We start from the raw sequence: 26,732 nt of genomic DNA, 5'->3' as shown, positions 1-26,732 counted from the left end.
GAGCCGTATGCCGAATCTCAAGCAAGTCATCGACGTTCTTGAAACGCTGTATCCGCTTCGATACGCCGAGCAATGGGATGAACCCGGACTCATCGTAGGCGATTTGGGTGCGGATGTGCACCGAATCGTATTCGCTGCCGATCCCACATCGACCATCGTGGACCGTGCGATAGCAGCCGAAGCGGATCTGCTGATCACCCATCATCCGTTGTTCTTCCGTTCTGTGCACGAAGTCGGAGGACTCGGCTTCCGCGGTGACATCGTACGCCGACTGTACAGCCATGGTTGTGGTCTGTGGGTGGGACACACCAATGCTGACTCGGCATGGCGCGGAGTCGGACAGGCTGCCGCCGACTACCTCGGACTGGAACATCAGCGACCATTGGTACCCATTGCGGACCCGCAGTCCGAGCATCCGGTGGGACTGGGGCGCATTGGTACCTTGCCTGAGCCGATGCGGCTCAAGGATTTCGCTCAGCGCGTATTCAATGAAGTCTCCGCCCACGGCATGGTCACCAAACTCGGCGTGCAGGTTTGCGGTGATTTGGATGCGCAGATTCAGAGCATCGCCGTGCTGCCGGGGTCGGGAGACTCACTGTTCAACGAGGTGCGCCAAGCCGGCGTGGACGTGTATGTCACCAGTGATCTGCGGCATCATCCCACCACCGATGCCATCGAACAGGCGCGGTATGAAGCCCGAATGCGCGCGCAAGGCATCATGCTGGGGCAGGGGAGTGCGCAAACCCACCCGTACCTGATCAACACGCCGCATGCGGCCATTGAATCCATGTGGTTCAACTATGCGGTGCGCGATATTCCTCAAGCCATCGAGCAGGCGACCGGTGAGCAGGTGACAGTGCAATGGTTCCATGACACGACCGATCCATGGACGTTGTCCATCACATCGCAGCAATCATGAACGGCTACAGTGGAATCCAGCAAACCGCATCAGCAGGCTTGAATCATCAATCGTAAGGAGCGTAATGTTTGGTCGCAGCAAGCAGGAACAGCTCAAGCATCGGCTTGATACAAAGCTCAATGCCAGTTCGGATGGCATTGACATGGATGTTCCCGCCGAAGTGGTGAACACCGCCACCGTATACACGGGCCGCATCTTCCATGTGGATGACATGACGCTTGCGTTGACCGACAAGCAGGGCAACAAGCATGAGATCAGCAGACAGGTGCTGCGTCACGCGCCCTGCGTAGTGATGCTGGTGCATGACATGTCCACCGATCGATACCTGATCGAACGTGAATACCGAGCCGGTTCGGACATGTTCGCATACGGCTTACCCGCGGGGCTCATGGACGAGGGCGAAGACATTATGGAAGCCGCGTTGAGGGAGCTAGCCGAAGAAACCGGCGTGGTGCCGGACAAGGACACGATGGGCGTGGACTTCGTCGGTGACTTCTATTCCTCGGAAGGCATGACCGATGAGCTGGCGCATATCATGGTGCTGCATTTAGGGCCGTTCAAACAGGAGAAACGTCATTTCGACCCGGATGAGCATGTGGAATCCGCGTGGATTCCATGGAGTGATTTGGTGGCCACGCGAATCACCGCATCCAATTCGATGATCGCCATTCAACATGAAGCATTGCGTCGCCTGATTGCCAGACACGCCGATGATGAGAACAAACCCTCGCTGTTCTCCTGACGTTCAACTCCAACAGACTTGAGTAACACAAGAAAGTGGGATACTAGGAATATGCAGATCAGACCTGGATCAATGTACCCGCTGGGGGCCAGCTATGACGGTGCCGGAGTGAACTTCGCACTGTACTCGCAGGTCGCACAGAAAGTGGAACTGTGTCTTTTCGACGATGATGATAATGAGACTCGCGTTGAAATGACCGAACAAAACTCCTACGTATGGCATAACTATATTCCCGGACTTCAGCCCGGCCAACGCTACGGTTACCGTGTGTATGGTCCCTATGATCCGGTGCATGGCTTGCGCTGCAATCCGAACAAGCTGCTGCTTGACCCGTATGCCAAAGCCATTGAAGGCAACATCGATGGTGATGAAAGCCTCTTCTCGTACTGGTTCAAAAGCCCGGACGACAATTCGTCGATGAACAATCTCGATTCGGCGGCGCACACGATGAAATCCGCCGTGATCAACCCCTACTTCGATTGGGGCAATGATCAGCATCCGTACATCCCGTACCACGATTCGGTGATTTACGAAGCCCATGTGCGCGGTATGACCAACCTCAACATGGATGTGCCGCCGGACATTCGCGGTACCTATGCGGGTCTTGCTTACCCGAGCGTCATCGAATACCTGAAGAAGCTCGGCGTCACCGCCATCGAACTCATGCCGATCCATCAGTTCGTCAACGATTCCTTCCTGCAGGAAAAGGGCCTGTCGAACTACTGGGGTTACAACACCATCGGCTTCTTCGCCCCGCACAACGCCTACTCCAGCTCGGGAGAACGCGGCGAACAGGTCAATGAATTCAAATCCATGGTCAAGGCCTACCATCGTGCCGGCATGGAAGTGATCCTCGACGTGGTGTACAACCACACCGCCGAAGGCAACCACATGGGCCCCACCCTGAGCTTCAAAGGCATCGACAACGCCTCCTACTACCGACTGGTGGACGGCGATCCGATGCACTACTTCGACACCACCGGTACCGGTAACTCGCTGCTCATGCGCTCGCCGCACGCCCTGCAGCTGATTACCGATTCACTGCGCTATTGGGTCACGGAAATGCATGTGGATGGTTTCCGCTTCGATCTGGCAGCCACTCTGGCCCGTCAGTTCCAGGAGGTCGACAAGCTGTCCGCGTTCTTCGACATCGTCGAACAGGATCCGGTCATCTCCCGCGTCAAGCTCATCGCAGAACCATGGGATTTGGGTTCCGGCGGCTATCAGGTGGGTGGCTTCCCATCCAGCTGGTCCGAATGGAACGGTCGTTTCCGCGATACTGTGCGCGACTTCTGGCGCTCGCAGCCGTCCACGTTGCCTGAATTCGCATCCCGCCTGATGGGTAGCTCCGACCTGTACCAGGTCAATGGCCGCCGTCCGGTGGCATCCGTGAACTTCATCACCGCGCATGATGGCTTCACCATGAACGATCTGGTGAGCTACAACGAGAAACACAATGATGCCAACGGCGAAGGCAACCGGGACGGTGAATCCAACAACCGTTCCTGGAACTGCGGTGTGGAAGGCGCCACGAACATTCCGGACGTCAACGACCTGCGCCAGCGCCAGATGCGCAACATGTTCTCCACCTTGCTGCTCAGCCAAGGCATCCCGATGATTTGTGGCGGTGACGAGGTCTGCCGCACGCAGCAGGGCAACAACAACGCCTATTGTCAGGATAATGAGATTTCCTGGACGAACTGGAATCTCAACAAAGACCAGAAGAGCATGCTGAAGTTCGTCTCCAAGCTCATCCATCTGCGCTTAAGCCATCCGGTGCTGCATCGTCGTCGTTTCTTCACCGGCCGCGAACCTGGCGACGATTCCAACAAGATTCCACAGGTGGAGTGGTTCGACCACACCGGTTCCATCATGGATATGGAAGACTGGCAAAACACGCATGCCTTCTCCATGATGATCTACCTGAACGGCTCGGACATCCCCGAAGTCGACTGGTATGGCAACCGCATGGTCGATAATGACTTCATCCTGATCTTCAACGCCCATTACGAGCCGATCATGTTCACCCTGCCGGATGAACGATACGGCCGCAAATGGCAGCTGATTGTGGACACACATAACCCAGACGGCCCGGAACTGAGCTATGAGGCAGGCTTCATGATCACCGCCCAGTCGCGCAGTTTCATGATGCTGATGAGCGCCAAAAAGCCCGAAAAGCCGTCATTGGGCTTGTAAATCCGTTCTATCGGCAGATGTGAGGACCCGTTACTTCGGTAGCGGGTCCTTTGCGATAGTGCAACGGCACATGCATAACAAGAAGCCCCTACTTCCCAAGCGGGAGTAGGGGCTTTCGGTCGGGCTAGCGGGATTTGAACCCACGACATCCTGCTCCCAAAGCAGGCGCGCTACCAAACTGCGCTATAGCCCGTATGCAGTGAAACCTTGAATCAGCTTCAGAGCACAAACCAACATTGTACAGTATGGGTGGACCGCAACACGGGATACAATGGCATGTTGGACATGTACTGCTCAAATCGTGGGGCAATATATCGGCTCACGGCTCACAGGAGGTGCGAGGGAAATCATGGGGCGTCATCAGCGTTCGGAAACCTCCGGACTGATTTCCTTCGTCATATGCGCTGTTGTAGGCGCCATCTCCATGAACCTGTACATGGAATACGCGCCGGCCATCTGGCAGCTGACCCAACGCCGATTCATGATGTGCGCCGGCATCGTTGCCGCATGCGGCGTGATCTCCTTTATCGTTGGCTACGCACGCAAATCACGTTCGCTGAATCTCAAGAACGGCTGGCTCGCTCCCATCCGACGCATCGTGGAAATCGTGGCACTGTCCGTGGTCTACGGCTCCACGATATTCCTCTCCTCGTTCGCACTCATGGGCGCCGCCAACGACATGATGGGCAATGCGATCTTCGCCGGCTATATATCCAGCGTCTGCGCAGGATTCTCCGGAGTGGTGGGATACATGACTTTCGTACAGGCGGAAATGATGAACGCCAAAACCATCGCCAGCCTGCTGCCATTCTTCGTCATCTCCGGTGTGGTCACCGCGGGAGTCACCACCGACGACCCGTACTGGTATCACAATAATTTCTCCCAGCTCGGCGATCGCACCACGTTCGCGGCACGCATGTTCAACTCCACGTTGATGCTGGCCGGCACCTGCATCATCATCGTCAGTTACTTCGCGATTTCCGAACTGGTCACCACTGAACGATTGCAGCGTCTATGGCACGACCGTACTAAGACGGATCCGAATCGCGGTTACATGATCCCGCATTTCATGCTTCGCATCGGCGTACTGTCCGCGTTGCTCACCATATCCGGCCTCGCATTCATTGGCATTGGCGCATTCCGCTACACACCGCATAATCTCTTACACAACATTTGCGCCAAAGGCCTGCCCTTCGTCATGCTGCTCTTGTTCGTATTGCTGCCGTGGCTCGCGCCGCGCATCTCCAAAGCAGTGATGGTAGCCTCCGATCTGGCCGCCTTGGTGTGCGCCGCATTCTGGGCCAATATGATGATGGGACACAATACGCTCACCAATGTGGAGGCGCTCGCCGGACTCATGTTCCTCGGCTGGTTCATCGTGTTCTCTCGTCAAATCGCCGCCATCGAAGCAGATCGTGTGGAAGCACAGCTTTTGCACGCCCAAATGATGGAAGGCAGCATGGAACAGCATGATGGCGCACAGGAGACGCAAATCGAATCGCGTATCGCTGCCGATCGCTGAGCGTCGATACCTGATCGTTATGTTCTTTGCTGGCTCAACAGCCGATGATGGCGCATAATAGATGCGGACATACGCCACTGCAATCAAGGAGGAACTATGGCTGTTGAGCAGTCCAAGGTGCTGATCATCGTCAACAACTGGGGTATCGAGGAAACCGAGCTGACCCGTCCGTTGCGCGACCTCAAGGCAGCCGGAGCTGACGTGACGCTCGCCGCCACCACGCTCGACCCGTGCGAAACCGTGCAGCATGACCGTTACGAGGGCGAGACACTGACCCCGGATACTCGTCTCGGCGACGTGCAGGCCGCCGATTATGACCTGCTGGTGGTGCCCGGTGGCACCTGCAACGTCGACCGCATTCGCGTAAACGAAGACGCCATCACCCTGGCACAGGAATTCGCCCACGAAGGCAAGCCGATCGCTGCCATCTGCCACGGTGCATGGCTGCTGGTCAACGCCGGACTGATCGAAGGCAAAACCGCCTCCCCATGCCGCTACATTGCTGCTGATATTGAAAATGCAGGCGGCCACTATGTAGACAAGCAGCTGACCGTCGATGACGCGAATGGATGGAAGCTCATCACCTCCCGCAAGCCCGACGATCTGGACTACTTCGTCGGCGCCATCAAGGAAGCACTCGCCTGATTCATGCGATAACCCGCGAGAGAATCCCGAAAGAGCGGCTGTGCCCGGTACCTATGCTGGACACAGCCGCTCTTTGATACCTGAAGCTTGATACATTGACTCCTATGACAGAACACTCGAATCTATGGCCGGCACCGCTTGCCGCACAACCCTTGAACGCCACAGTGACCGTGCCGGGCAGCAAATCACTGTCGAACCGCTACCTGATTCTCGCGGCACTTGGTTCGCAGCCGGTACGTCTGGTAGGGCTGCTGCGCTCGCGAGATACCGATCTGATGATGGGCGCACTGGAAGCTCTTGGTGTACGCTGCGACGTTGACGCGCAGACGGACACCACAGTGACGGTTACGCCGCCTGCAGATGGTCGTTTCCGTGGGAATGTGAACGTATTTTGCGGCCTTGCCGGCACGGTAATGCGATTCGTGCCGGGGCTTGCGTTGTTCGCTGATGGTCCGGTTCATTTCGATGGCGATGAACAAGCGTATGCTCGCCCGATGAAACCGGTGCTGGATGGTTTGGAACAGCTGGGTGCCACGGTGGAATACCACGGCGAAATCGGCAAATTGCCGTTTACGATTACACCACCGGCATCGTTGCCCGCACATCCCGCTCAGGTGAGCATCGATTCTTCCGGCTCCTCCCAGTTCATTTCCGGATTGCTGCTGATCGGCTCCCGACTTCCTGGCGGGCTGAGGCTCAATCATACGGGGGAGAAGACCCCGAGTTTGCCGCATATTCGGATGACTGTTGCCGATGTGACCGGTGCCGGAGGCGAGGTGCAGGCGGATGAGGCGACGCGCACGTGGATTGTCGCGCCGCACGCGCTGCAATTGCCGGATAAGGTTACAGTCGAACCTGATCTGTCTAATGCTGCGCCGTTCCTCGGAGCTGCATTGATTGCCGGCGGAACTGTGCGTGTGCCGCACTGGCCTGAGACCACTACCCAGCCGGGCGGTCTGTTGCCGGACTACCTTGCGCAGATGGGCGCCGCGGTTTCCTTCCCGGTGATTGATGATGTTCGCTACTGTGAAGTCACCGGTAACGGCAAGATTCATGGTCTCGGCACGTTTGATTTGACTGCTGCCGGCGAGATTGCGCCATCCTTGGCTGCAATGCTGGTCTTTGCGGATGCCCAGACGGATATGGTGGGCATCGGCCATCTGCGCGGTCATGAGACGAACCGTTTGGCGGCATTGGTGGCTGAGATTACGCGCATTGGCGGCAAGGCTGAAGAATTGCCGGATGGTTTGCGCATTGAACCGGTACCTGTCGAACAACTGCACGGTGCGGATATGGAAACGTATGCGGATCATCGTATGGCTACGTTTGCGGCAATGCTCGGATTGCGTATTGCCGGCATCAGCGTAAAGAACGTTGCCACCACGCGTAAGACATTGCCTGACTTCGTTGGCATGTGGAGCGGCATGCTGGGGGAGTAGCTAGAGTTCTCTCACTGTCGCTTGAGTCGAGCGACTACCAAACCCGTGAGGAATCCCTGCAGCTATGCAAAAGCCCTGATGATTCGGTTGAGTCATCAGGGCTTTAAGCTTAGTGAATCAGCGATTCACAGTCAGCTCACTTGGCGAACTTGTTGCCGTAGGTGTCCTCGCCAGCCTCTGCAATGGCAGCGGACTTGCGGGCGATGGCCAGCTCTTCGTTGGTCGGAATCACGGCGATGACCACGGAGGAATCCGGGGTGGAGATGACGCGCGGTTCCTTGGAACGGGTGGCGTTCTTCTCTTCGTCCAGCTTGACGCCGAACGGAGCAAGCTTGTCGCACACCATCTTGCGCACGATATCATCGTTCTCGCCAACACCGGCGGTGAAGGTGATCACGTCGCAGCCACCCATCTGGTAGGTGTAGTTGCCGATGTAGCTGACGATGCGGTGCACGTAGACATCGAGAGCCAGCTTGGCATCCTCGTTGCCCTCGGCCACCAGACGGTGGACCTCACGCAGATCGCCGAAGCCGGTCATGCCCATCATGCCGGAACGCTTGTTGAACAGGGCATCCAGCTCGTCCACGTTCATGTGGGCGTTACGAATCAGGTGGAAGACCACAGCCGGATCGATGTCACCGGTACGGCCGCCCATCACCAGGCCCTCAAGCGGGGTAAGACCCATGGAGGTCTCAACCGGCTTGCCGGAGATTTCAGCGGAAGCGGAGGCACCGTTGCCGATGTGCAGCACAATCTGCTTCAGGCCTTCAGCCGGCTTGCCGATGACTTCCGGAACCACGGAGGAAATGAACTCGTGGGAGGTGCCGTGAGCACCGTAGCGGCGGATGTGGTACTGGTCGGCGATTTCCTTGTTCAGCGCGTAGGTGCTGGCAGCCTTCGGCAGCTGGAAGAAGAAGGAGGAGTCGAAGACGAAGATCTGCGGAACGTCCGGCAGCAGAGCGCGCATGACTTCAGCGCCCTTGGCCTCCGGGCCATTGTGCAGCGGAGCCAGCACAGCCAGATCCTTGACCTGGTTGATGGTCTTGTCGGTGACCAGAGCCGGCTTCGGGAAGAGGGAGCCGCCCTGCACCACACGGTGGCCAACAGCGACGATGCCTGCGTCGGACAGCTTCGGGCCATACTCCTCGAAGAAGCCGAGAACGCGCTTCAGACCCTGCTCGTGGTCGTGAATCGGCTCTTCAAGCTCATGCTTTTCGCCGTTGTACTCGTGCTTGTAGTGGCCGTCGATCGGTTCGCCGATCTTCTCGACCAGGCCGGAAGCCAGGCCTTCGCCGGATTCAAGATCAACCAGCTGGTACTTGATAGAGCTGGAACCGGAATTGATGACAAGGACGGTTTTCGCCATTGTGGGCATCCTCCATTGTGAATTGAATGTTCCCGTGAGACACGGGTTACCGTTGATTAGATTACTCGCTACTTGCTACAAAATGCGGCTCTTCGATACATGAAGAGCCGCATAATGGCTAATGACAGTGGTTACCAGTGCTACTGGGCTTCAATGGCGGTCAGAGCGATGGTGTTGATGATGTCCTGCACCAAGGCACCACGGGACAAATCGTTGACCGGCCTGTTCAAACCTTGCAGCACAGGGCCGATGGCAAGAGCTCCGGAGGAACGCTGCACCGCCTTGTACGCGATGTTGCCGGCACACAGGTCCGGGAACACGAACACGTTGACGTGTCCGGCCACCTCATTGCCCTTGGCCTTGGTAGCCGCCACAGTGGGGGACCAGGCGGCATCGAACTGGATGGAACCAACCACCGGCAGATCGGGAGCCTTTTCCTTCAGCAACTTGGTGGCTTCCTCCACTACATCCACATCCGGGCCCTTGCCAGAGCCGAGCGTGGAGTAGGAAAGCATACCGACCTTCGGATCAAGACCAAATGCCTTGGCGGTTTCGGCGGATTGCAGCGCGATTTCGGAAAGCTGCTCGGCATCCGGATTCAGGTTGATGGCGCAGTCGGCGAAGACGGCCACATGGTCCTTGAAGCACATCAGGAAGGCACCGGAAACCAGCTTCTGGCCAGGCTTCGTCTTAATGACCTGCAATGCCGGGCGTACTGTGTTAGCGGTGGAGTTCACCGAACCGGAGACCAAACCATCCGCGTAACCCAGCACCACGAGCATCGTGCCGAAGTAGCTGGCATCCGCCAATTGCTTACGAGCCTGTTCCTCGGTCATGCCCTTCTTGGCCCTGAGCTCACAGAGTTTGCCAATCATCGGCTTCAGGATATTCTCATCATCCATAGCCTGGAAGCGTGCACGCTCAAGGTACTTCAAGCCCAGTTCCTTGCCGCGGGCAAGAATCGATTCCTTGTCGCCTACGATGATCAGGTTGACGATTTCGCGCTCAAGCAGATAATCGGCAGCCTTAATGATTCGGTCTTCCTCACCTTCCGGCAACACGATGGTCTTCTTGTTGCTCTTGGCTTTGCCGAGCAATCCGAACTGGAAGGAGTACGGGGTAGTGGGCGGGTTGAAGTCCACGTCCAGAGCGGCGAGTACTTCCTCGGTGGGTGCATACTTGCGGAAAGTATCCAAAGCGAGCGTCTTGTTGGATTCATCGGTGAACGAGACCTGCGGCAGCGTCCAAACCGGCAAACCATACTTGGCAAGCGTTTCCTTGACGGAAACTGAATGACGGGTTTCGCATCCGGTGACGAAGATGCCCAGCACACGGTTTCCGGCTGCCTGCATGCCATCGATGGACAGTTTGACGGTTTCATCGAGCTCATGCGGCCACCGATCGATGGTGCATACGGCGAGGAACACACCGGCTTTGAGATCGGCGGCCACGTTGGCGTTGAATTCGTAGCTGGTCGGATCATTGACATGAGACTTATCAGTGCCAACAATCAGAGCGGCATCCGCGCGGGCGACGTCCATGGCATCGTTGAAAGCACCGATGATGTCGCCGCGAGCGGTTTCCTTATCGGCGCGAACCGTATGGACATCTAGGCCGGTGGAGAGCGCTACGCCGAGACCGGCGTTGGATGCGGACAGCAGCACGGGAGTGAAATCATCGTGATTGGACACGGCAGGGCGGAACACGATGGTCTTGTATTTTGAGGTCAGTGCATTGAGCACGCCGTAGGCCACGACGTTGCGGCCATTAGCGCCTTCGGGACTGGCGATGTAAACGCGGGTTACAGTCACTTTGGTCTGTCTCCTTTGATCAACATGATTGGGACCAAGTAATATTGTACCGGCGTTTGCCTTGGTTTTCGTTGCATGAACCGTGCGTAAATTCTTGTCAAGTCCTCATATGCCGTTGTGATGCGCATACAAAAAGGGCTTGGGACGAATCCCAAGCCCTTTTTCACGCTAAGCCGTTAGGCTCAACCTCAGTGAAGTGACATCACTCGTTGTCGCCAGCGGTTGCGGCGGTAGCGGTGACAGCACCCTTCTCGGAGGTGTTGAGGCCGGAGTACACCCAGTCGGTGTAGTCCGGGTGATCGTAGCCGTTGTCGACTGCGAACTGGAAGGCTTCCTGACGGAAGGCCTCGAGCTCGTTGATCTTGTCGGCGTACTTGTCGGCGTCGATCATGCGCAGAGCCTCAGCGGTCAGCTCGTAACGATCGATCTCGTTCACGCGAACCATGTCGTACGGGGTAGTGGTGGAGCCCTCTTCCTCGTAGCCGTGGACGTTGAAGTTGTCGTGGTTCGGGCGATCGTAGATCAGGCCACGCACGTCGTGAGCGTAGGAGTGGTAAGCGAACAGGACCGGCTTGTCGGCGGTGAAGATGTCAGCGAACTCTTCATCGGACAGGGCCTCGTCGTTCTCCTTGGCGGACTGCAGAGCGAGCAGGTCAACCACGTTGACGACCTTGAACTTGATGCCCATGGCCTTCAGCTTGTCGGAAGCAGCCATGATCTCCTGAGTCGGGACATCGCCGGCAGCGGCAAGCACGATCTCAGCTTCGTCGTTGGTCTTAGCGGTGGAAGCCCAATCCCAAGCGGCAGCGCCCTTCTCGAGCTCAGCGCGAGCCTCGTCGAGGGACAGCCAGGTGGCAGCCGGCTGCTTACCAGCGATGATGGCGTTGATCTTGTTGGTGGACTTGTAGCACTTCTCGGCGATGGCCAGCAGCATGTTCGCATCGGTGGCGAAGTAGATGCCGATGACGTGATCGTTGTGGAAGCACTTGTTCAGCAGCAGGGAGGTGACACCCGGATCCTGGTGAGAGAAGCCGTTGTGGTCCTGACGCCAAACGTGGGAGGAGACCAGCAGGTTCATGGAAGCGATCGGCTTGCGCCACGGAATCTCACGGACGGTAGCCTCAAGCCACTTGGCGTGCTGGTTCAGCATGGAGTCGATCACGTGGACGAAGGACTCGTAGGAGCTCCAGATGCCGTGGCGACCGGTCAGCAGGTAGCCCTCGAGGAAGCCTTCCATCTGGTGCTCGGACAGCTGCTCGACAACCTGGCCGGAGACGTGCATGTGCTCGTCGACCTCATCGGAGATGTAGCCAGCGTCCCACTGCTTGTTGGTGACTTCGTAGGAAGCCTGCAGACGGTTGGAAGCAGTCTCATCCGGTCCGAAGATGCGGAAGTCGTGCATGTTGTTCTTGATGATGTCGCGGGTGTAGACACCGAGACGACGGGTGGCTTCGAGCTGGCCCCAGCCGTGGCCGTACTTCTCGACTTCCTTGACGGCGTAGTCTTCGAGGTTCGGCAGCTTCAGGTCGTCGCGGATCAGACCACCGTTGGCGTTCGGGTTAGCACCGATACGCAGCTCGCCCTTCGGCATGAAGGCCAGGACATCGTCCTTGACGGCGCCGTTCTCGTCGAACAGCTCTTCCGGCTTGTAGGACTCCAGCCAGTTCTTCAGGACTTCGAAGTGAGCCTCGGTATCGCGGGCGGAAGCCAGCGGCACCTGGTGAGAACGCCAGGAGCCCTCGGTCTTCTTGCCGTCGATGTACTTCGGGCAGGTCCAGCCCTTCGGGGTGCGGAAGATCAGCATCGGGTAGAACGGACGATGCACGTTGTCGGTCTGGGCGGTTGCCTTGATGTCGCAGATCTCGTCCCAGATGGTCTCCCACAGCTCGGCGAAGCGACGGTGGATGGACATGTGGTCCTCATCGTCGAAGCCAGCGACGAACTCGTACGGCTCGTAGCCCATGCCGTGGAAGAACTCGTGCAGCTCTTCGTCGGAAATGCGGGACAGGATGGTCGGGTTGGCGATCTTGTAGCCGTTGAGGTGCAGGATCGGCAGCACGATACCATCGGTGCGCGGGTTCACGAGCTTGTTGGACTGCCAGCCGGTAGCCAGCGGGCCGGTCTCAGCTTCGCCGTCGCCGACGATGGCCGGGACGAACAGGCTCGGGTTGTCCATGATGGCGCCGTAAGCGTGGGACAGAGCGTAGCCCAGCTCACCACCTTCGTGGATGGAGCCCGGGGTCTCCGGAGCGAAGTGGGACGGGATGCCGCCCGGGTAGGAGAACTGACGGAAGAACTTCTGCAGACCAGCCTCATCCTTGGTGATCTTCGGGAAGGTCTCGGTGTAGGTACCGTCCAGGTAGGACTGGGAGGTACCGGCCGGGCCACCGTGGCCCGGGCCCATGATGATCACGGTGTTCTGGCCGTGGTCAGCGATGAAGCGGTTGATGTGGCCGATGAGGAAGTTCAGGCCAGGGGTGGTGCCCCAGTGGCCGACCAGACGGTGCTTCACATCTTCGCGAGTGAAGGGCTCCTTCATCAGCGGGTTGGAACGCAGATAAATCTGGCCGATGGAAAGGTAGTTGGCAACGCGCCAGTACTTGTCAACACCTTCGAGGGCTTCCTCGGAAACCGGAGCGTTGAGCTTCTTCCAAGGGGTGCCAATAACAGGACTCGTCATGTGTACTCCTGTACTCCTGCACGGTAATCGTGCGATTGATTATTTCTGTTCGGTCGCGGGCCTGGTTCCTTGCGGTACCAAGGGTTTCCGTTCCCAATCACTCGTCATGGTACGAGGACAACACGACTTTTGAACGATTTCTTGCGGGTGTGTTCGAAATTGTTGCGGAAATTTCAGTATTTGTGCGTTTAAGCCTTAACTTTGTCAACATTAGTTTTTTGCCTGCATACTGCAAAAACCGCGATATTCCGCCAAAACATAGTATTTTGTTGGATGTTTTACGTTCGTTTTGCAGTGATATAAACCGGCGTGTTGGGAATGTGAAGGCGTGTGAGATGTTTGTTTTTCGCACATTATTCAAGCGTGTCGGTGTTGTCGTATTGACCAGTGATAATCGTGCATGTTCAACCCACGTAAAGCTTCAATGAACGTTAGGGGAATTCAATGGCAAATGGTCCTGTGCTTGTCGTCGATTTCGGCGCCCAGTACGCCCAGCTCATCGCTCGCCGAGTCCGCGAGGCTGGAGTCTACTCCGAACTCGTGCCGCATTCCATGCCGGCCGACGAGATTCTGGCCAAGGATCCAAAGGCGATCATCCTTTCCGGCGGTCCGGCTTCCGTATTCGAGCCCGGCGCCCCCTCTATAGATACTAAGGTCTTCAATGCTGGTGTTCCGGTGCTTGGCATCTGCTACGGCTTCCAGGTCATGGCTTATGAACTTGGCGGCAAAGTGGACAAGGCCGCTCTCGGTGAGTACGGCAAGACCGAAGCCACCGTTGATAATGCAGCAGGCATTCTCGACGGTTCCCCGGCCGAACAGACCACGTGGATGAGCCACGGTGTGGCCGTTGAAGAAGCCCCCGAAGGCTTCGAAGTGCTGGCCCACACGGAAGGCGCCCCGGTTGCCGCCATGGCGGATGAATCCCGCAAGCTCTACGGTGTGCAGTGGCACCCGGAAGTCAAGCACTCTCCGCTTGGCCAGCAGCTCATCGAGAACTTCCTGCACCGCTGCGCAGCTCTGCCCAATGATTGGGATGCATCGTCCATCATCGAAGATCAGGTCAAGAAGATTCGTGAGAAGGTCGGCGACGCAGAAGTGATTTGCGGCCTGTCCGGCGGTGTGGATTCCGCAGTCGCTGCAGCTCTGGTGCACAAGGCCATCGGCGACCAGCTCACCTGTGTGTTCGTCGACCATGGTCTGCTCAGGAAGGGCGAAGTCGAGCAGGTCAAGCATGACTTCGTCGAAGCCACCGGCATCCGTCTGATCACCGTCGACGCCGCCGACGACTTCCTCACCGCTTTGAAGGGCGTTAGCGAGCCCGAACGCAAGCGCAAGATCATCGGCGAGAAGTTCATTCGCACCTTCGAAAAGGCTCAGCAGCAGGTGCTCGAGGAAGCCGGCGCCCGCGGCAAGGAAGTCAAGTTCCTCGTTCAGGGCACCCTCTACCCGGATGTTGTGGAATCCGGCGGCGGTGATGGCGCAGCCAACATCAAGTCCCACCACAACGTCGGCGGTCTGCCCAAGGACATCAAGTTCCAGCTCATCGAACCGCTGCGTACCCTCTTCAAGGATGAGGTACGTGCCATCGGCACCGAGCTCGGTCTGCCGGATGAAATCGTCTGGCGCCAGCCGTTCCCCGGCCCGGGTCTCGGCATCCGCATCATCGGTGAAATCACCAAGGACCGTCTCGACCTGCTTCGTGAAGCCGATGCCATCGCCCGTGAAGAGCTCACCAAGGCCGGCCTCGACCGTGATATATGGCAGTGCCCAGTCGTGCTGCTCGCCGACGTGCACTCCGTCGGCGTCCAAGGCGACGAACGCACCTACGGTTCCCCAATTGTTCTTCGTCCGGTGTCCTCCGAGGATGCCATGACCGCCGATTGGGCTCGCGTTCCGTACGACGTGCTCGCCACCATCTCCACGCGCATCACCAACGAATGCCGCCAGATCAACCGCGTGGTGCTGGACTGCACTTCCAAGCCCCCGGCAACCATCGAATGGGAATAATCGAATGATGGAGTGTCCTCGTCGTTGCTCCTCAGTCGCGGTACCTTTGTACCGCTTCCTTCGGTGCGCCTAGAGGGCACACACATCATTCGATTATTCAACTGAAATGCTCTGATGGAGCGTTAGTAGATGCCGTTATCCGCGGATGGAACACTTCCCGTGGATAACGGCATCGTCGTAATAATGCCGAGATACCATGTTGTGCCCGTTCGGCTTCTCTGAGAGATGAGCTTGAGCACATTGAGATGGGATCTGTGCACAGAGTGAGCATTTGACTGCATCAGGCAGCCGGCGTCAGTCGACAGTGTGATGCAGTTCGGACAGGTTTCGCCCTCCTGCCTTTGCTGAGGGGCTTAATACTGATGCTCAGACAATGATTGAGAATAGCTCTTATTTTTATCTTGGCTATTTTGATGCGATTGCCTCAGATTATGGCCGCATGACTTCGCTGCGCATTGCTGCGAGGATCTGCGTGATGGCATCGGGAGCGGGACTGCCCTTTTGCCTTCGCTGAGAGCTCCTAGCGAAGTTGTTCGGGCACGCCGTGGTCTGTAACTTCGATGAGGCTCTTTTATCGAGTTCAATGATCCATAAGCTGGCCTGCGGGCTTCGGTGACTGCCTTCAGTGAAGTCAACAAGCCAACAATAGGGGTTTTGACTTTGCTGGAATGTGTCCAAGCGCCCGCCCGACCAGTGACATGTCCTCCCAGCACAAGCCTTTCGCGTAGAGATGGTCGTCTTTGGTGCCATTGTCTCCATTGCCTAAGTCTTATAGCTTTTTTCATTGGTCCTCAGGCGGCAATCAAACGATGGCTACGCACTGTATGAGTCGGCGCATCAGATGATGGTTCGTTTTTCGTAAGAAGTGCTTCTTGCACACAAAAACTAGCGCCCGTTGTTCCTTGGACTCCGGTATAATTCTTGCGTTTATGACGATGTTCGGAAAGGGATAGTCGCCTTATGCGTCAGGGCTTCGACAACCAGAAATATATTGAGCTGCAGTCCGATAATATTCGCAAGCGCATCGCCCAGTTCGGTGGCAAACTGTACTTGGAATTCGGTGGCAAGCTGTTTGATGATTACCATGCGTCACGCGTGTTGCCGGGCTTTGAACCGGATGTGAAGTTCCAGATGCTCAAAAGCATGGCGGACGATGTGGAGATCGTCATCGCCATCAACGCGAACCATATCGAAAAAGCCAAAATGCGTGGTGATCTCGGCATCCCGTATGACGAAGACGTGCTGCGTCTCATCGACGTGTTCCGCTCCCACGGCCTGTACGTGGGTTCCGTGGTAATCACCCAGTATGCGGGGCAGCCGGCCGCGGATGCGTATCGTCACCGTCTCGCCCAGTTGGGCGTCACATGCTACCTGCATTATCCGATCGCCGGATACCCGCATGACATCGAACATATTGTGTCGGCTGAAGGCTACGGTAAGAACGATTACGTGGAAACCAGCCGACCGCTCGTCGTAGTCACCGCTCCAGGCCCGGGTTCCGGCAAACTCGCCACCTGCCTGTCCCAGCTCTACCACGAGCATCAGCGCGGCATCGAAGCCGGATACGCGAAATTCGAAACGTTCCCCATCTGGAACCTGCCGCTCAACCATCCGGTGAACATCGCCTACGAAGCCGCCACCGTGGACCTTGACGATGCGAACATCATCGATTCCTTCCATCTTGAGGCTTACGGCACCACCACCGTCAACTACAACCGTGACGTTGAGGCGTTCCCAGTGCTCAAAGCCATGATGGAACGCATCATGGGGCAGAGCCCGTACCAGAGCCCCACCGACATGGGCGTCAACATGGCCGGCTACGCCATCGTGGACGACGAGGCATGCCGGGAAGCGGCACGCTTGGAAATCGTACGTCGATACTTCGATGCCGCGGTGCGATTCAAGCGCACCGGTGCCGGCGAGGAACAAGTGGAACGGTTGCGTTCAATCATGAACAAGGCCGCGGTCACTCCGGATCTTTCTCCGGCACGCGCCGCAGCCCTCGAAAAAGAGGCTGCCACAGGCGCTCCGGCTGGAGCCATGGTGCTGCCGGACGGGCGTGTAGTCACCGGCAAAACCGGTGATCTGCTGGGTGCCGCCAGCGCACTGCTCATGCACGCGTTGAAGGCGGTCACCGGAGTGGACGATGCCGAGCAAGTCATCGACGATACGGCAATCGAACCAATTTGCCAATTGAAAACAGAGCACCTCAACAGTGCGAACCGACGCTTGCATTCGGATGAGACGCTCATCGCGCTCTCAATCACCAGCGCCACCAAGCCGGTGGCAGCACGAGTCATCGCAGGACTCGAACAGTTGCGCGGCTGCGATGCCTTCTTCTCCGTCATCATCTCGTCCACGGACGAGGCGCTGTACCGCAAACTCGGCATCAACGTGTGCTGTGAGCCGAAATATGAACGCGTGAGCCTATATCACAAGCAGTAACTTGACGATGCTCTCTGGACAGTGTTCTGCGCAAGCGGCACTGTCCGCTCCTATTGGTGTAATACCTAGCGGAATTTTTGTTGAGAGAGCAAGAAACAAGAGACGAAATCAGTGTCATCAGCGGTTCATAGTCGTTATGTGGGGCTTAACGGCATCAAAGGTTTGGCGATTATTGCCATAGTGCTTTACCACACGCAGCAGCAGCTGTTGCCGGGTGGCTTTTATGGGGTCGACGTGTTTTTCACGGTGTCCGGCTTTCTGATTGGCGTGAGCTTGCTGCGCTCGCTGTTCGACACAGGCTCCCTCAATCTTGAGCGGTATATTCCCAAACGCGCAGCCCGCTTGTATCCGGCACTGTTCCTGCTTGTGCCGATGATAGTGACCATCGGATGGCTGCTCGACCGCGATATTCTGGTAGGCATTCGCAATCAGCTCATTACCGTTCTGCTGGGGTGCTACAACTGGTATGCCATCGCCAGTGGGCAAAGCTATTTTGATCAGATGCAACCGCAAGTGTTCCGACACCTGTGGTTCATCGGCGTACTGATGCAGTTCTATGTGATCGTGCCGCTTATCGTATGGATCATGTGGCTCATTCAGCGCGCCCGAGCATCGATGCTGTTGCCGTTGATGCTGCCGCTCCTGTTGGCTGCGGCCAGCGGTGGCGCGATGTGGCTGCTTTACCAGCCTGGCAATGACCCTACTCGTGTGTACTTCGGCACCGATACGCATAGTTTCGGTCTGATGCTCGGTATCGCCTTGGCCTGGCTGATGGTGATGTACGAACAGCGTCACCCTCGAATTCCGCAGACGATTCACACAGTGCCATCGCCGGACGGCAGCGTCATTCCCATCGCAGTACCGCAGATGGTGCAGTCGCTGCGCGTAAGCATCTATCGCGCGGTCGCTCCGGTGTTTGCATTCCTGAGTCTGATTGCTTTGGTCGCGTTGACCATCGCAGGCAAGCAGGATGACTTCGCTTTCCGCGGCGGCACCTTGATCGCCAGTGCGCTCGCGATACTGCTGATTGCAGGAACCATTTGTCAGGATTCCTGGATGCAGGATCTGATGGTGTTCCGCCCACTCGCAGGACTCGGCAAATACTCGTATGGCATCTATGTATGGCATTGGCCGTTGTGGATCATATCCCTTGCGCTGGCGCCTCAATTGATACCGGTGCCAGGACCATGGCCGTTGGTGATGACCGCAATACTGACTGCTGCGGCCACAACCATGTCGTGGCTGTTGGTGGAGAAGCCGGCCGGCACGAGGTCGGCACTGTTCGTGGTGTTGCCAATCCATAATCCAACAGTCGGCCACATCATCCGTGCGGTTATCGTGGACGTACTGCTGGTGGCTTCAGTATTCGGCTGCGTGCATGGAGTGATGAACGCGCCCACGAAAACAGCCATGCAACTCCAGTTGGAGAGCCAGGCTCGTCAGTTGGAAAAGGAGCAACAGCGGACCGGAGATTTGCTGCGTGGCACTGTGCCTCAGCCTCCCAAGCCGAAGTACACTATGCCTACCGGCGATGAGATTACTGCTGTGGGAGATTCGGTGATGCTCGCGTCTTCGCAAGGATTATCCAATGTGTTTCCCAACATCCAGATTGATGCAGCCGTATCGCGATCGATGATTGCGGGTGCAAGCATTATCCGTACGGATGTGGCATCCGGCTCGCTGCGCAAGTGGGTCTTAGTCGGTTTGGGCACTAATACCGCAGCGAACAGCGCGCAATTGGACGACATCTACAACCAGTTGGGTCCGGACCGCGTGATGGTGCTGGTGAACGCGCACGGAGATCGCTCATGGATTGGCCCCACCAATCAGGTATTGGCGGATTATGCCGCGCAGCATAGCGGCAACGTAATACTGGTGGACTGGGATGCTGCAGTCAGCGCCAATCCACAAGTGTTGGGCTCGGATGGCATCCACCCAAGCGCTGGATCCGACTTGTATGCGCAAACCGTCAAGAAAACCATCGCCGATTGGATTGCCGGCAAGCACTGACTGGGTGGCTGGCCGATTTCCCGTCGACTGCCTGCCGTTACGAATAGCGGTGCGTTGCCTGCCGTTCACAGCGTGAAGTGAACGGCAGGCAACGCCAATGTGTACCACAGTCGTGAAGAGCAGCTATGCTTGTGATTTGCATCAGCGAGACCACACGTTGGGAGTAATGGTGAGCGCAGTCCTTGAAGGAAAGCCTGATAAGAACCTGATTCTCGTTACGGGAAGAATCCATCCGAAACTGGCCGAAGATGTTGCACAGCAGCTCGGCATTGATTTGCTGGAGACCACGGCATACGACTTCGCCAACGGCGAGATGTACGTGCGCTACACCGAATCGGTGCGAGGCGCTGACGTCTTCGTACTGCAAAGCCACTATCAGCCGATTAATAAGGCGATTATGGAACAGCTCATCATGATCGATGCGCTGAAGCGTGCGTCTGCCCGCTCCATTACCGCGGTATGCCCGCTGGTCGGCTATTCGCGTCAGGATAAGAAGCATCGCGGCCGTGAACCTATTTCCTGCCGTCTGATTTTCGATTTGCTCAAGACTGCCGGCGCCGACCGCATCATGTCGGTCGATCTGCACGCCGCGCAGTCCCAGGGCTTCTTCGACGGCCCGGTCGATCATCTCATCGCCATGCCGGTACTGGTCGATTACATCCGTGACCGTTTCCAGGGCCAGTTGGATAACGTTGCCGTGGTGTCCCCGGATGCCGGTCGTATTCGCGTGGCCGAGCAGTGGGCACAGCGTTTAGGCGGCGGCCCGCTGGCCTTCGTGCACAAGACTCGTGACATCACCCGTCCGAACCAGGCTGTCGCCAACCGTGTGGTGGGCGATGTCAAGGGCAAGGACTGCGTGCTGGTCGACGATTTGATTGATACCGCAGGTACCATCGCCGGCGCATGCCATGTGCTGCAGGATGCCGGCGCGAAGTCGGTGACCGTGGTCGCTACGCATGGCGTGCTGTCCGGCCCCGCCGTGGAGCGTCTGAAGAACTGCGGCGCACGCGAAGTGGTGTTGACCGATACCGTGCCGATTCCGCAGGAGAAGCGCTGGGATGGCCTGACCGTGCTATCCATCGCGCCGCTGCTGGCCAGCGCCATCCGTGCCGTGTTCGAGGATGGTTCGGTGGCCGAACTGTTCGACACGTATCCGGAGCATCACGGGCAAGGCTTCCTGTTCGCGTGACGCGCCGGATCCCGGCGTGTGTTTGAATGCCACTGAAACCGCAGTATGCAACGCACGAGCGTGTGTTGACTGCGGCACGACATGTCGGTGCCATTCGACAAATGCCGAACATGTGGTATAAATGAACACTTGTGGGTTGCAATACGCCCACGATTCCCCCATGGTGTAATGGCAGCACACGGGTCTTTGGAACCCTTTGTCTTGGTTCGAGTCCAGGTGGGGGAGCGAAATCCGGCGCCCGGGGTTCATCCCCGGAAGCGCCAGCCGCAGCTCCTGGAAGTCGGGGGCGTACGGCATCACGAGGGCGCGGGGTCCGGCTGAGGCCCCGCGCTTTTTTTCCATATTTCAGTCCAAGCATGAGCGGCTTATGTGCGAAGATGCGCATATGATTGATATCAACTACCGACCGTACGCGTGGACGGGGCCGTCCCCGAGGCCATCGCCATCCCGCATCCGGCCGGACTCGACGACGAGCAGCTCGGCATGCGCGCAATCCGTGCGCGATTGGTCAAGCGGCCGGAAGGAGAAGCCATGACCGGTCCATACGGGAATCCCATGCCACCATACCGGCCGCAACCCCAGTATGGGCGGCCCGGAGCCAACCCCTACCAGGCTCCATACGGGATGCGACCCCAATACGTGGGATCACCCATGCCGCCATACCGGCCTCCGAAACGCAGCCACGCGGGCATCATCATCGCCGTGGTCCTGACCATCCTGCTCGTCGTCGGCCTCGTGTTCGGTGCGACCGCGGTCAACGGCATCCGGCAGAACCTGCGAAACTCGGTGAATCCCGACACCGCTTGGTATGCGGACATCATTCCCTGCACGGACTCCGCCCAATACGTCGCGTATTCGAAACTCGTCGAGGACAAGTACACCGAATACCAGCGGATGATCGACCAGGGCACGATCTTCACCAGTCTCGACCTGCCTGCCGACGAGGATTCCGGGAACTATGTGAAGGATTTCATGCTCATCCTCACCGACCGCAGGGCCGCCGTGCGCATGGGCTGCGAAATGACCACCAGCAAGGCGGAACTGGACGACATCTACCGGACGCGCATCAACGAGGTGAACACCCTGGAATCCAAGTTCCGGAACCATGAGGATCTGGAGGTCAACGTCAAAATCACCCGCTCCGACGGCAGCGTGTACGAGTCCGACGGAAAAGCGCCGAAAAGCGTCGACGTGGACACGCTGGAGGAGCAGGTCAGGAACGCGGACGTGCAGGCTGGGGCGGACGGCACATGGCTTGAGGCCGGCGAACGGCTGGCCCAGGCCGCCGGACTCACCCTGAACTACGACTACCAGCAAATCTACAACTATTGCAGGGACTCCGACGGCGATGATTCCACCACCGTGGCTTCATACTGCGCGGCCGTACCCGACCTGATTTTCATGAACCGGAATCGAAGCGACTGGCAGCGGACGATCACGCGATCGGACTATCCGGATGTGATCCGTCACGAGCTCGGCCACGCGTTCGTCTATAAACGCTGCCGTACCACCAATCCGCCGCTCGGCGTGAGCAGCGACGCCCTGGCCAACAGTTACGCGTTGAAATATCTGGGCGGCGACCGGACGAACCTGCAGAAGAATATCGGCGATTTCCCCGAGTACACGATCACGGACGCGTCCGACCAAGCCGCCGAACAGGTACACGCCGGCCAATGCGGCCGTTGAACATGCGGGGCTCCTATGGATTATGATTCCGGGTTGGTCGTACCATTACAGGGTCAAGAGGTGGCTCGTGATAGGGGAAGAGCCTTATGATTCTGCTGCTGGTCACGCATGTGCATGCGCATGTGAAGCTTACACGCGTGGATTGGCTGGCCATGCTTATAGTGCTTTTGCCGGCGACGATTCTGATTTCCTGGTTGGATCGGGCACTCGAAAAAAGGCCGGAATGGAAACATCAGCGGCGTGTTGTGCGTGGAATCTTGACATTTCTGGCATGCGTGGCAACGCTGGTCGTATCTTTGATATTGGATCCGAGTAGTATACAATGATCCGGCATTCAGGAAGGGGAGCAACGTGTCATTGATCATCATGATGCAGTTGCTGCTTGTAGTTGTATTGGCCGTTCCTGCTGTAATAAGCACCGTGAAATGGGCGCAGGGGCGGCAAGGCCGTAGGCATGAGGTGGAAGGGCGCCCGTCACCTTTCCGTCCAGAGGTCAGGGCGCAATCTCCAGAGGCCAACAAGGCGCAAATACCTCAGGTCAGTGCGCAACCGCCACAGGCCAGTGCGCAACTGCCTCAGGTCAGTGCGCAACTGCCACAGGTCAGTGCGCAACCGCCACAGGAAGGTTTACCTACCTACCCGGGAACTCCGCCCCGACGGCAGTGGAGCGATTGGATAACGGTTGTGTTCATCATCCTTGCCTCTATGCTAGGCGGGTTTCTTGTGTTCATGGGTTTTCTCATGTTCATTTTTTCGTTCGATCACCCGTAAACGAGCCACCATGGTATTGACGGCTACTCGACATTCGAGTGGCCGTCAATTGTTTTTCCGTCTATTGTTTTAGATTGTTTGCAAGAGCATCAGTTATTCCGAATCGAAGGGAATACTCACTTATGGCATTATCAGCAGCCATTATCCTCGCCGCTGGCGAGGGAACTCGTATGCGTTCCAACAAGCCGAAGGTGCTGCACACCTTTGCCGGCAAGACTTTCCTGAACAGGGTGATGAACTCTGTTGCGGCTCTGAACCCCGACACCCTTGCCGTGGTGGTGCACTTCCAGGCTGAGCGTGTGGCAGCTGCCGCCCGCTCCTACGACGAGCATGTGACCATCGTCAATCAGGATGACATTCCCGGCACCGGTCGCGCCGTGCAGTGTGCGATGGCCCAGCTTGCCGAAGCCGGCGAGCTGAACGGTCCGGTCCTGATTGCCGCATCCGACATGCCGCTGCTGGACAGTGAGACGCTGCGTAAGCTGGTCGAGTTCCATAATGCTTCAGGTGACGGCGCCACCGTACTCACCACGATTCTTGACGATCCGACCGGCTACGGCCGTATCATCCGCGACCGTGAAGGCAATGTGCTGCGCATCGTCGAACAGAAGGATGCCAACCGCAGCGAACTTGCCGTGCAGGAGGTGAACACCTCCGTCTACGTCTTCGAGGCTTCCGTACTCGCTGAAGCCATTGCGGGCTTGAAGTCCAACAACGCCCAGGGCGAGTTCTATCTGACCGACGCACTGGAAACCGCCAAGGCCTCCGGTAAGGTGGGCGCGTTCGCCGCTCCGGATCCGCTGACCGTGGAAGGTGTCAACGATCGCGTGCAACTTGCCGCACTGTCCAAGACCTACAACCGTCGCGTCTGCGAACGTTGGATGCGTGAGGGCGTCACCATCTTGGATCCGGAAACCACATGGATTGAGGATGACGTTGAGATCGGTCGCGACGCCACGATTCTGCCCGGTTCCTTCCTGCAGGGCCATACGGTAATCGGCGAAGACGCGGTCGTTGGCCCGTACACCACACTGATCGACGCCACGGTGGATGCCGAGGCCGTGGTCGAGCGTTCCCGCGTACAGGAATCCCATATCGGCGCACGCACGAACATCGGCCCGTGGACGTACCTGCGTCCGGGCAATGAGTTCGGCGAGGACGCCAAGGCCGGCGCATTCGTGGAAATGAAGAAGGCCCACATCGGTAACGGCACCAAGGTGCCGCACCTGAGCTACGTGGGCGACGCCCAGCTCGGCGACCACACCAACATCGGCGGCGGTACCATCACCGCCAACTATGATGGCGTGCACAAGAACCGCACCGTCATCGGTTCCGACTGCCACGTGGGTGCCGGCAACCTGTTCGTTGCCCCGGTTGAGGTGGGCGATAACGTCACCACCGGCGCAGGCTCCGTGGTCCGCCATACCGTGCCCAGCGACACGATGGTCTACTCCGAGAACACGCAGCACAACGTCGAGGGCTGGAAGCCCGCCTGGGAGCGCTGATCAATGCCGGCACTCCAGGATTCCATCAACGCCGTGCGCGTGGCTGCCGCAGCCGCCGATCGCATCAAAGCCACTGATATCGTGGCATTCGACGTCGCCGACCTGCTTGGCATCACCGACATCATGATGATTGCAGGCGCATCCAACGAACGCCAGGTGCTGGCCGTGGCCGAGGAAATCGAAAAAGACCTGTACCTCAAATGCGGTGGACGGCAGGCTCGCTCGCGCGAAGGCCTGACCGAAGGCCAATGGGTGCTGCTCGATTACGGTGACTTCGTCATCCATGTGATGCACGATGAGGCTCGCGAATTCTATGGCCTTGAACGGCTGTGGAAGGATTGCGAGTCCATCGATTTGCAACTCGAGCATCCAGAAACGGCGGCGCATGACCATGCCGCCGACGATTTGGTCGATTAAGCAAACCTACGCGGCGGCGGTGAAAAGTCACCCCGCCGCGTTTGCATGCAACCAGTGCTGCACTGAGTGCAGCATAGAGAGCCTCTTCGAACGTAAGGACGTATCTCATGACAACGCAACATGTACGCTCCATTTTCCTTGTACGGCATGGACGCACGTCGTACAACGCCGCGCACAAGCTTCAGGGGCAAGTTGATATTCCGCTCGACGCAGTAGGCGAGTGGCAGGTCAAGCAGACCGCAGCCGCGCTGAAGGACCTCTATGTGGATCGTAGACCGGAAACCGATCGCCGCATCATCGTATGCTCCGATCTGATTCGTGCGCATGCCACTGCACAGGCATTCGCTGATGCGCTCGGCGGTGCCGAAGTCCATGACGACGTTCGTGTACGCGAACGGAGTTTCGGCGACTGGGATGGACATGCGGTCAGCGAACTGGCTGAACGTTATCCGGAGGATTTTCGTTCATGGATGGAGCATCGTGGCGGTGAGATGAAGTACCACGCTGAAGCCAAGGAGCATGTAGGCAGACGCGGCGTTGAAGCGTTGCAGGATTGGTCCACCCGTGCCGGCATGGATACTGATTTGTTTGTGTTCTCTCATGGAGCTTGGATCTCCCAAACTCTGCAAACCTTGCTGGGGTTGAGCACTGTCGATCCGACCTTTGCTTCACTGCTCTCCATGCGTAATGCGCATTGGGTGCGTCTTGTTCCCATGGATATCGAGGGACAGCCCACGCGTTGGCGGCTGCTGGATTACAACCATGGTCCGGCCATCGCCGATACGGATGAATGGGAAAAAGAACGCTGAAAACACAAGAAAATACAGGAAAACTATCCGGTTCGGCGTACGCCAAATCACATGAATGTCATTTGGCGACACGCCGATTTGCCGGATAGTTCATTCTGTCGTAATGTATACGAGGTCCGAACGACGGGTCAACAACTGAAAACGGGGCTATAGCGCAGCTGGTAGCGCATCTCCATGGCATGGAGAGGGTCGGGGGTTCGAATCCCCCTAGCTCCACGAAGAGGTTATCAATGGCCAGTGTTGATGATTTCCTTCAGATTCATGACTGATGAGTCTACCCATTCGGGGCTATAGCGCAGCTGGTAGCGCATCTCCATGGCATGGAGAGGGTCGGGGGTTCGAATCCCCCTAGCTCCACAGATAAGGCCGGTGCTTGAAGCGCCGGCCTTTTGCGTTCTGCTCGACTTGCGTCGCACTATTCGGCAGTCTGACGCTGCTGCATAGTGGGGTTATAGGAACTTTTGTGGTGTTTTAGGTCGGTCAGAATGGCCGAGATTTCGCGTGGCGTGGTTGCTGTTTATCGATTTCATGGATTTCGATGGCGTTGACGATTGCGTTGTCTAAGGCGTGGGC

Annotated in this window: 19 protein-coding genes and 4 tRNA genes; 19 read left to right on the top strand and 4 right to left on the bottom strand. The window is 57.6% G+C overall.

What is annotated here, in order from left to right; genetic code table 11:
- Positions 1-7: 7 nt before the first annotated feature.
- The 3 genes from JS530_RS04780 to glgX all read left to right on the top strand — a co-directional run bounded on the left by JS530_RS04780 (position 8) and on the right by glgX (position 3,857).
- Positions 8-919 (top strand): Nif3-like dinuclear metal center hexameric protein, encoded by a 912-nt coding sequence (locus JS530_RS04780; RefSeq protein WP_214376069.1) that lies wholly within the window; start codon positions 8-10, stop codon positions 917-919.
- A 64-nt stretch (positions 920-983) separates the two neighbouring features.
- Entirely contained in the window at positions 984-1,661 is a 678-nt protein-coding gene (locus JS530_RS04775) for an NUDIX hydrolase (RefSeq protein ID WP_214376068.1), read from the top strand.
- A gap of 72 nt (positions 1,662-1,733) precedes the next feature.
- Positions 1,734-3,857 carry a glycogen debranching protein GlgX gene (glgX, locus tag JS530_RS04770; protein WP_214376321.1) on the top strand — a complete coding sequence of 708 codons (2,124 nt, stop codon included), beginning with the start codon at positions 1,734-1,736 and terminating at the stop codon, positions 3,855-3,857.
- Between the two features lie 119 nt (positions 3,858-3,976).
- Here the strand turns inward: glgX and JS530_RS04765 are convergent.
- Positions 3,977-4,050, bottom strand: a tRNA-Pro gene (locus tag JS530_RS04765).
- Positions 4,051-4,206: 156 nt separating this feature from the next.
- Between JS530_RS04765 and JS530_RS04760 the strand changes: the two genes are divergently transcribed.
- The 3 genes from JS530_RS04760 (at position 4,207) to aroA (ending at position 7,463) form a co-directional block, all read left to right on the top strand.
- Positions 4,207-5,379, top strand: a complete 1,173-nt coding sequence (locus JS530_RS04760; protein WP_214376067.1) for an ABC transporter permease — start codon at positions 4,207-4,209, stop codon at positions 5,377-5,379.
- Positions 5,380-5,475: 96 nt separating this feature from the next.
- Complete coding sequence (locus tag JS530_RS04755; RefSeq protein ID WP_214376066.1) at positions 5,476-6,024, top strand: type 1 glutamine amidotransferase domain-containing protein; 549 nt, start codon at positions 5,476-5,478, stop codon at positions 6,022-6,024.
- Positions 6,025-6,128: 104 nt separating this feature from the next.
- Complete coding sequence (gene aroA, locus JS530_RS04750) at positions 6,129-7,463, top strand: 3-phosphoshikimate 1-carboxyvinyltransferase (protein WP_214376065.1); 1,335 nt, start codon at positions 6,129-6,131, stop codon at positions 7,461-7,463.
- A 136-nt stretch (positions 7,464-7,599) separates the two neighbouring features.
- On the opposite strand, the gene JS530_RS04745 is transcribed toward aroA, so the two are convergent.
- The 3 genes from JS530_RS04745 to JS530_RS04735 all read right to left on the bottom strand — a co-directional run bounded on the left by JS530_RS04745 (position 7,600) and on the right by JS530_RS04735 (position 13,320).
- Entirely contained in the window at positions 7,600-8,829 is a 1,230-nt protein-coding gene (locus tag JS530_RS04745; protein WP_214376064.1) for an acetate/propionate family kinase, read from the bottom strand.
- A gap of 140 nt (positions 8,830-8,969) precedes the next feature.
- Complete coding sequence (pta, locus tag JS530_RS04740; protein ID WP_214376063.1) at positions 8,970-10,640, bottom strand: phosphate acetyltransferase; 1,671 nt, start codon at positions 10,638-10,640, stop codon at positions 8,970-8,972.
- Between the two features lie 202 nt (positions 10,641-10,842).
- Positions 10,843-13,320, bottom strand: a complete 2,478-nt coding sequence (locus JS530_RS04735; protein ID WP_214376062.1) for a phosphoketolase — start codon at positions 13,318-13,320, stop codon at positions 10,843-10,845.
- 444 nt (positions 13,321-13,764) lie between these two features.
- On the opposite strand from JS530_RS04735, the gene guaA reads away from it, so the two are divergent.
- The 13 genes from guaA (at position 13,765) to JS530_RS04670 (ending at position 26,516) form a co-directional block, all read left to right on the top strand.
- Entirely contained in the window at positions 13,765-15,327 is a 1,563-nt protein-coding gene (gene guaA / locus JS530_RS04730; RefSeq protein WP_214376061.1) for a glutamine-hydrolyzing GMP synthase, read from the top strand.
- Positions 15,328-16,287: 960 nt separating this feature from the next.
- Positions 16,288-17,772, top strand: a complete 1,485-nt coding sequence (locus JS530_RS04725; protein WP_214376060.1) for a DUF1846 domain-containing protein — start codon at positions 16,288-16,290, stop codon at positions 17,770-17,772.
- A gap of 111 nt (positions 17,773-17,883) precedes the next feature.
- Complete coding sequence (locus tag JS530_RS04720; RefSeq protein WP_214376059.1) at positions 17,884-19,782, top strand: acyltransferase family protein; 1,899 nt, start codon at positions 17,884-17,886, stop codon at positions 19,780-19,782.
- Between the two features lie 166 nt (positions 19,783-19,948).
- Positions 19,949-20,971: a ribose-phosphate diphosphokinase gene (locus JS530_RS04715; protein ID WP_214376058.1), complete on the top strand. Its 1,023-nt coding sequence runs from the start codon at positions 19,949-19,951 to the stop codon at positions 20,969-20,971.
- Between the two features lie 154 nt (positions 20,972-21,125).
- Positions 21,126-21,196, top strand: a tRNA-Gln gene (locus JS530_RS04710).
- A 306-nt stretch (positions 21,197-21,502) separates the two neighbouring features.
- Positions 21,503-22,657, top strand: coding sequence for a hypothetical protein (locus JS530_RS04705; RefSeq protein ID WP_214376057.1), 1,155 nt, complete (start codon positions 21,503-21,505; stop codon positions 22,655-22,657).
- Between the two features lie 86 nt (positions 22,658-22,743).
- Positions 22,744-22,983, top strand: coding sequence for a hypothetical protein (locus JS530_RS04700; RefSeq protein WP_214376056.1), 240 nt, complete (start codon positions 22,744-22,746; stop codon positions 22,981-22,983).
- 25 nt (positions 22,984-23,008) lie between these two features.
- On the top strand, positions 23,009-23,428 hold the full coding sequence (locus JS530_RS04695; RefSeq protein ID WP_214376055.1) for a hypothetical protein: 420 nt from the start codon (positions 23,009-23,011) through the stop codon (positions 23,426-23,428).
- A 122-nt stretch (positions 23,429-23,550) separates the two neighbouring features.
- On the top strand, positions 23,551-24,933 hold the full coding sequence (gene glmU / locus JS530_RS04690; protein WP_214376054.1) for a bifunctional UDP-N-acetylglucosamine diphosphorylase/glucosamine-1-phosphate N-acetyltransferase GlmU: 1,383 nt from the start codon (positions 23,551-23,553) through the stop codon (positions 24,931-24,933).
- A 3-nt stretch (positions 24,934-24,936) separates the two neighbouring features.
- Positions 24,937-25,350 carry a ribosome silencing factor gene (gene rsfS / locus JS530_RS04685; protein ID WP_214376053.1) on the top strand — a complete coding sequence of 138 codons (414 nt, stop codon included), beginning with the start codon at positions 24,937-24,939 and terminating at the stop codon, positions 25,348-25,350.
- Between the two features lie 107 nt (positions 25,351-25,457).
- Positions 25,458-26,159, top strand: a complete 702-nt coding sequence (locus JS530_RS04680) for a histidine phosphatase family protein (protein ID WP_214376052.1) — start codon at positions 25,458-25,460, stop codon at positions 26,157-26,159.
- 143 nt (positions 26,160-26,302) lie between these two features.
- Positions 26,303-26,375, top strand: a tRNA-Ala gene (locus tag JS530_RS04675).
- 68 nt (positions 26,376-26,443) lie between these two features.
- Positions 26,444-26,516, top strand: a tRNA-Ala gene (locus JS530_RS04670).
- Positions 26,517-26,732: the final 216 nt, after the last annotated feature.

This window comes from Bifidobacterium colobi, from assembly GCF_018555455.1.
Classification (GTDB): Bacteria; Actinomycetota; Actinomycetes; order Actinomycetales; family Bifidobacteriaceae; genus Bifidobacterium; species Bifidobacterium colobi.
The sequence above is the reverse complement of the archived record's forward strand: the minus strand, read 5'-3'. Positions and strand labels throughout refer to the sequence as shown.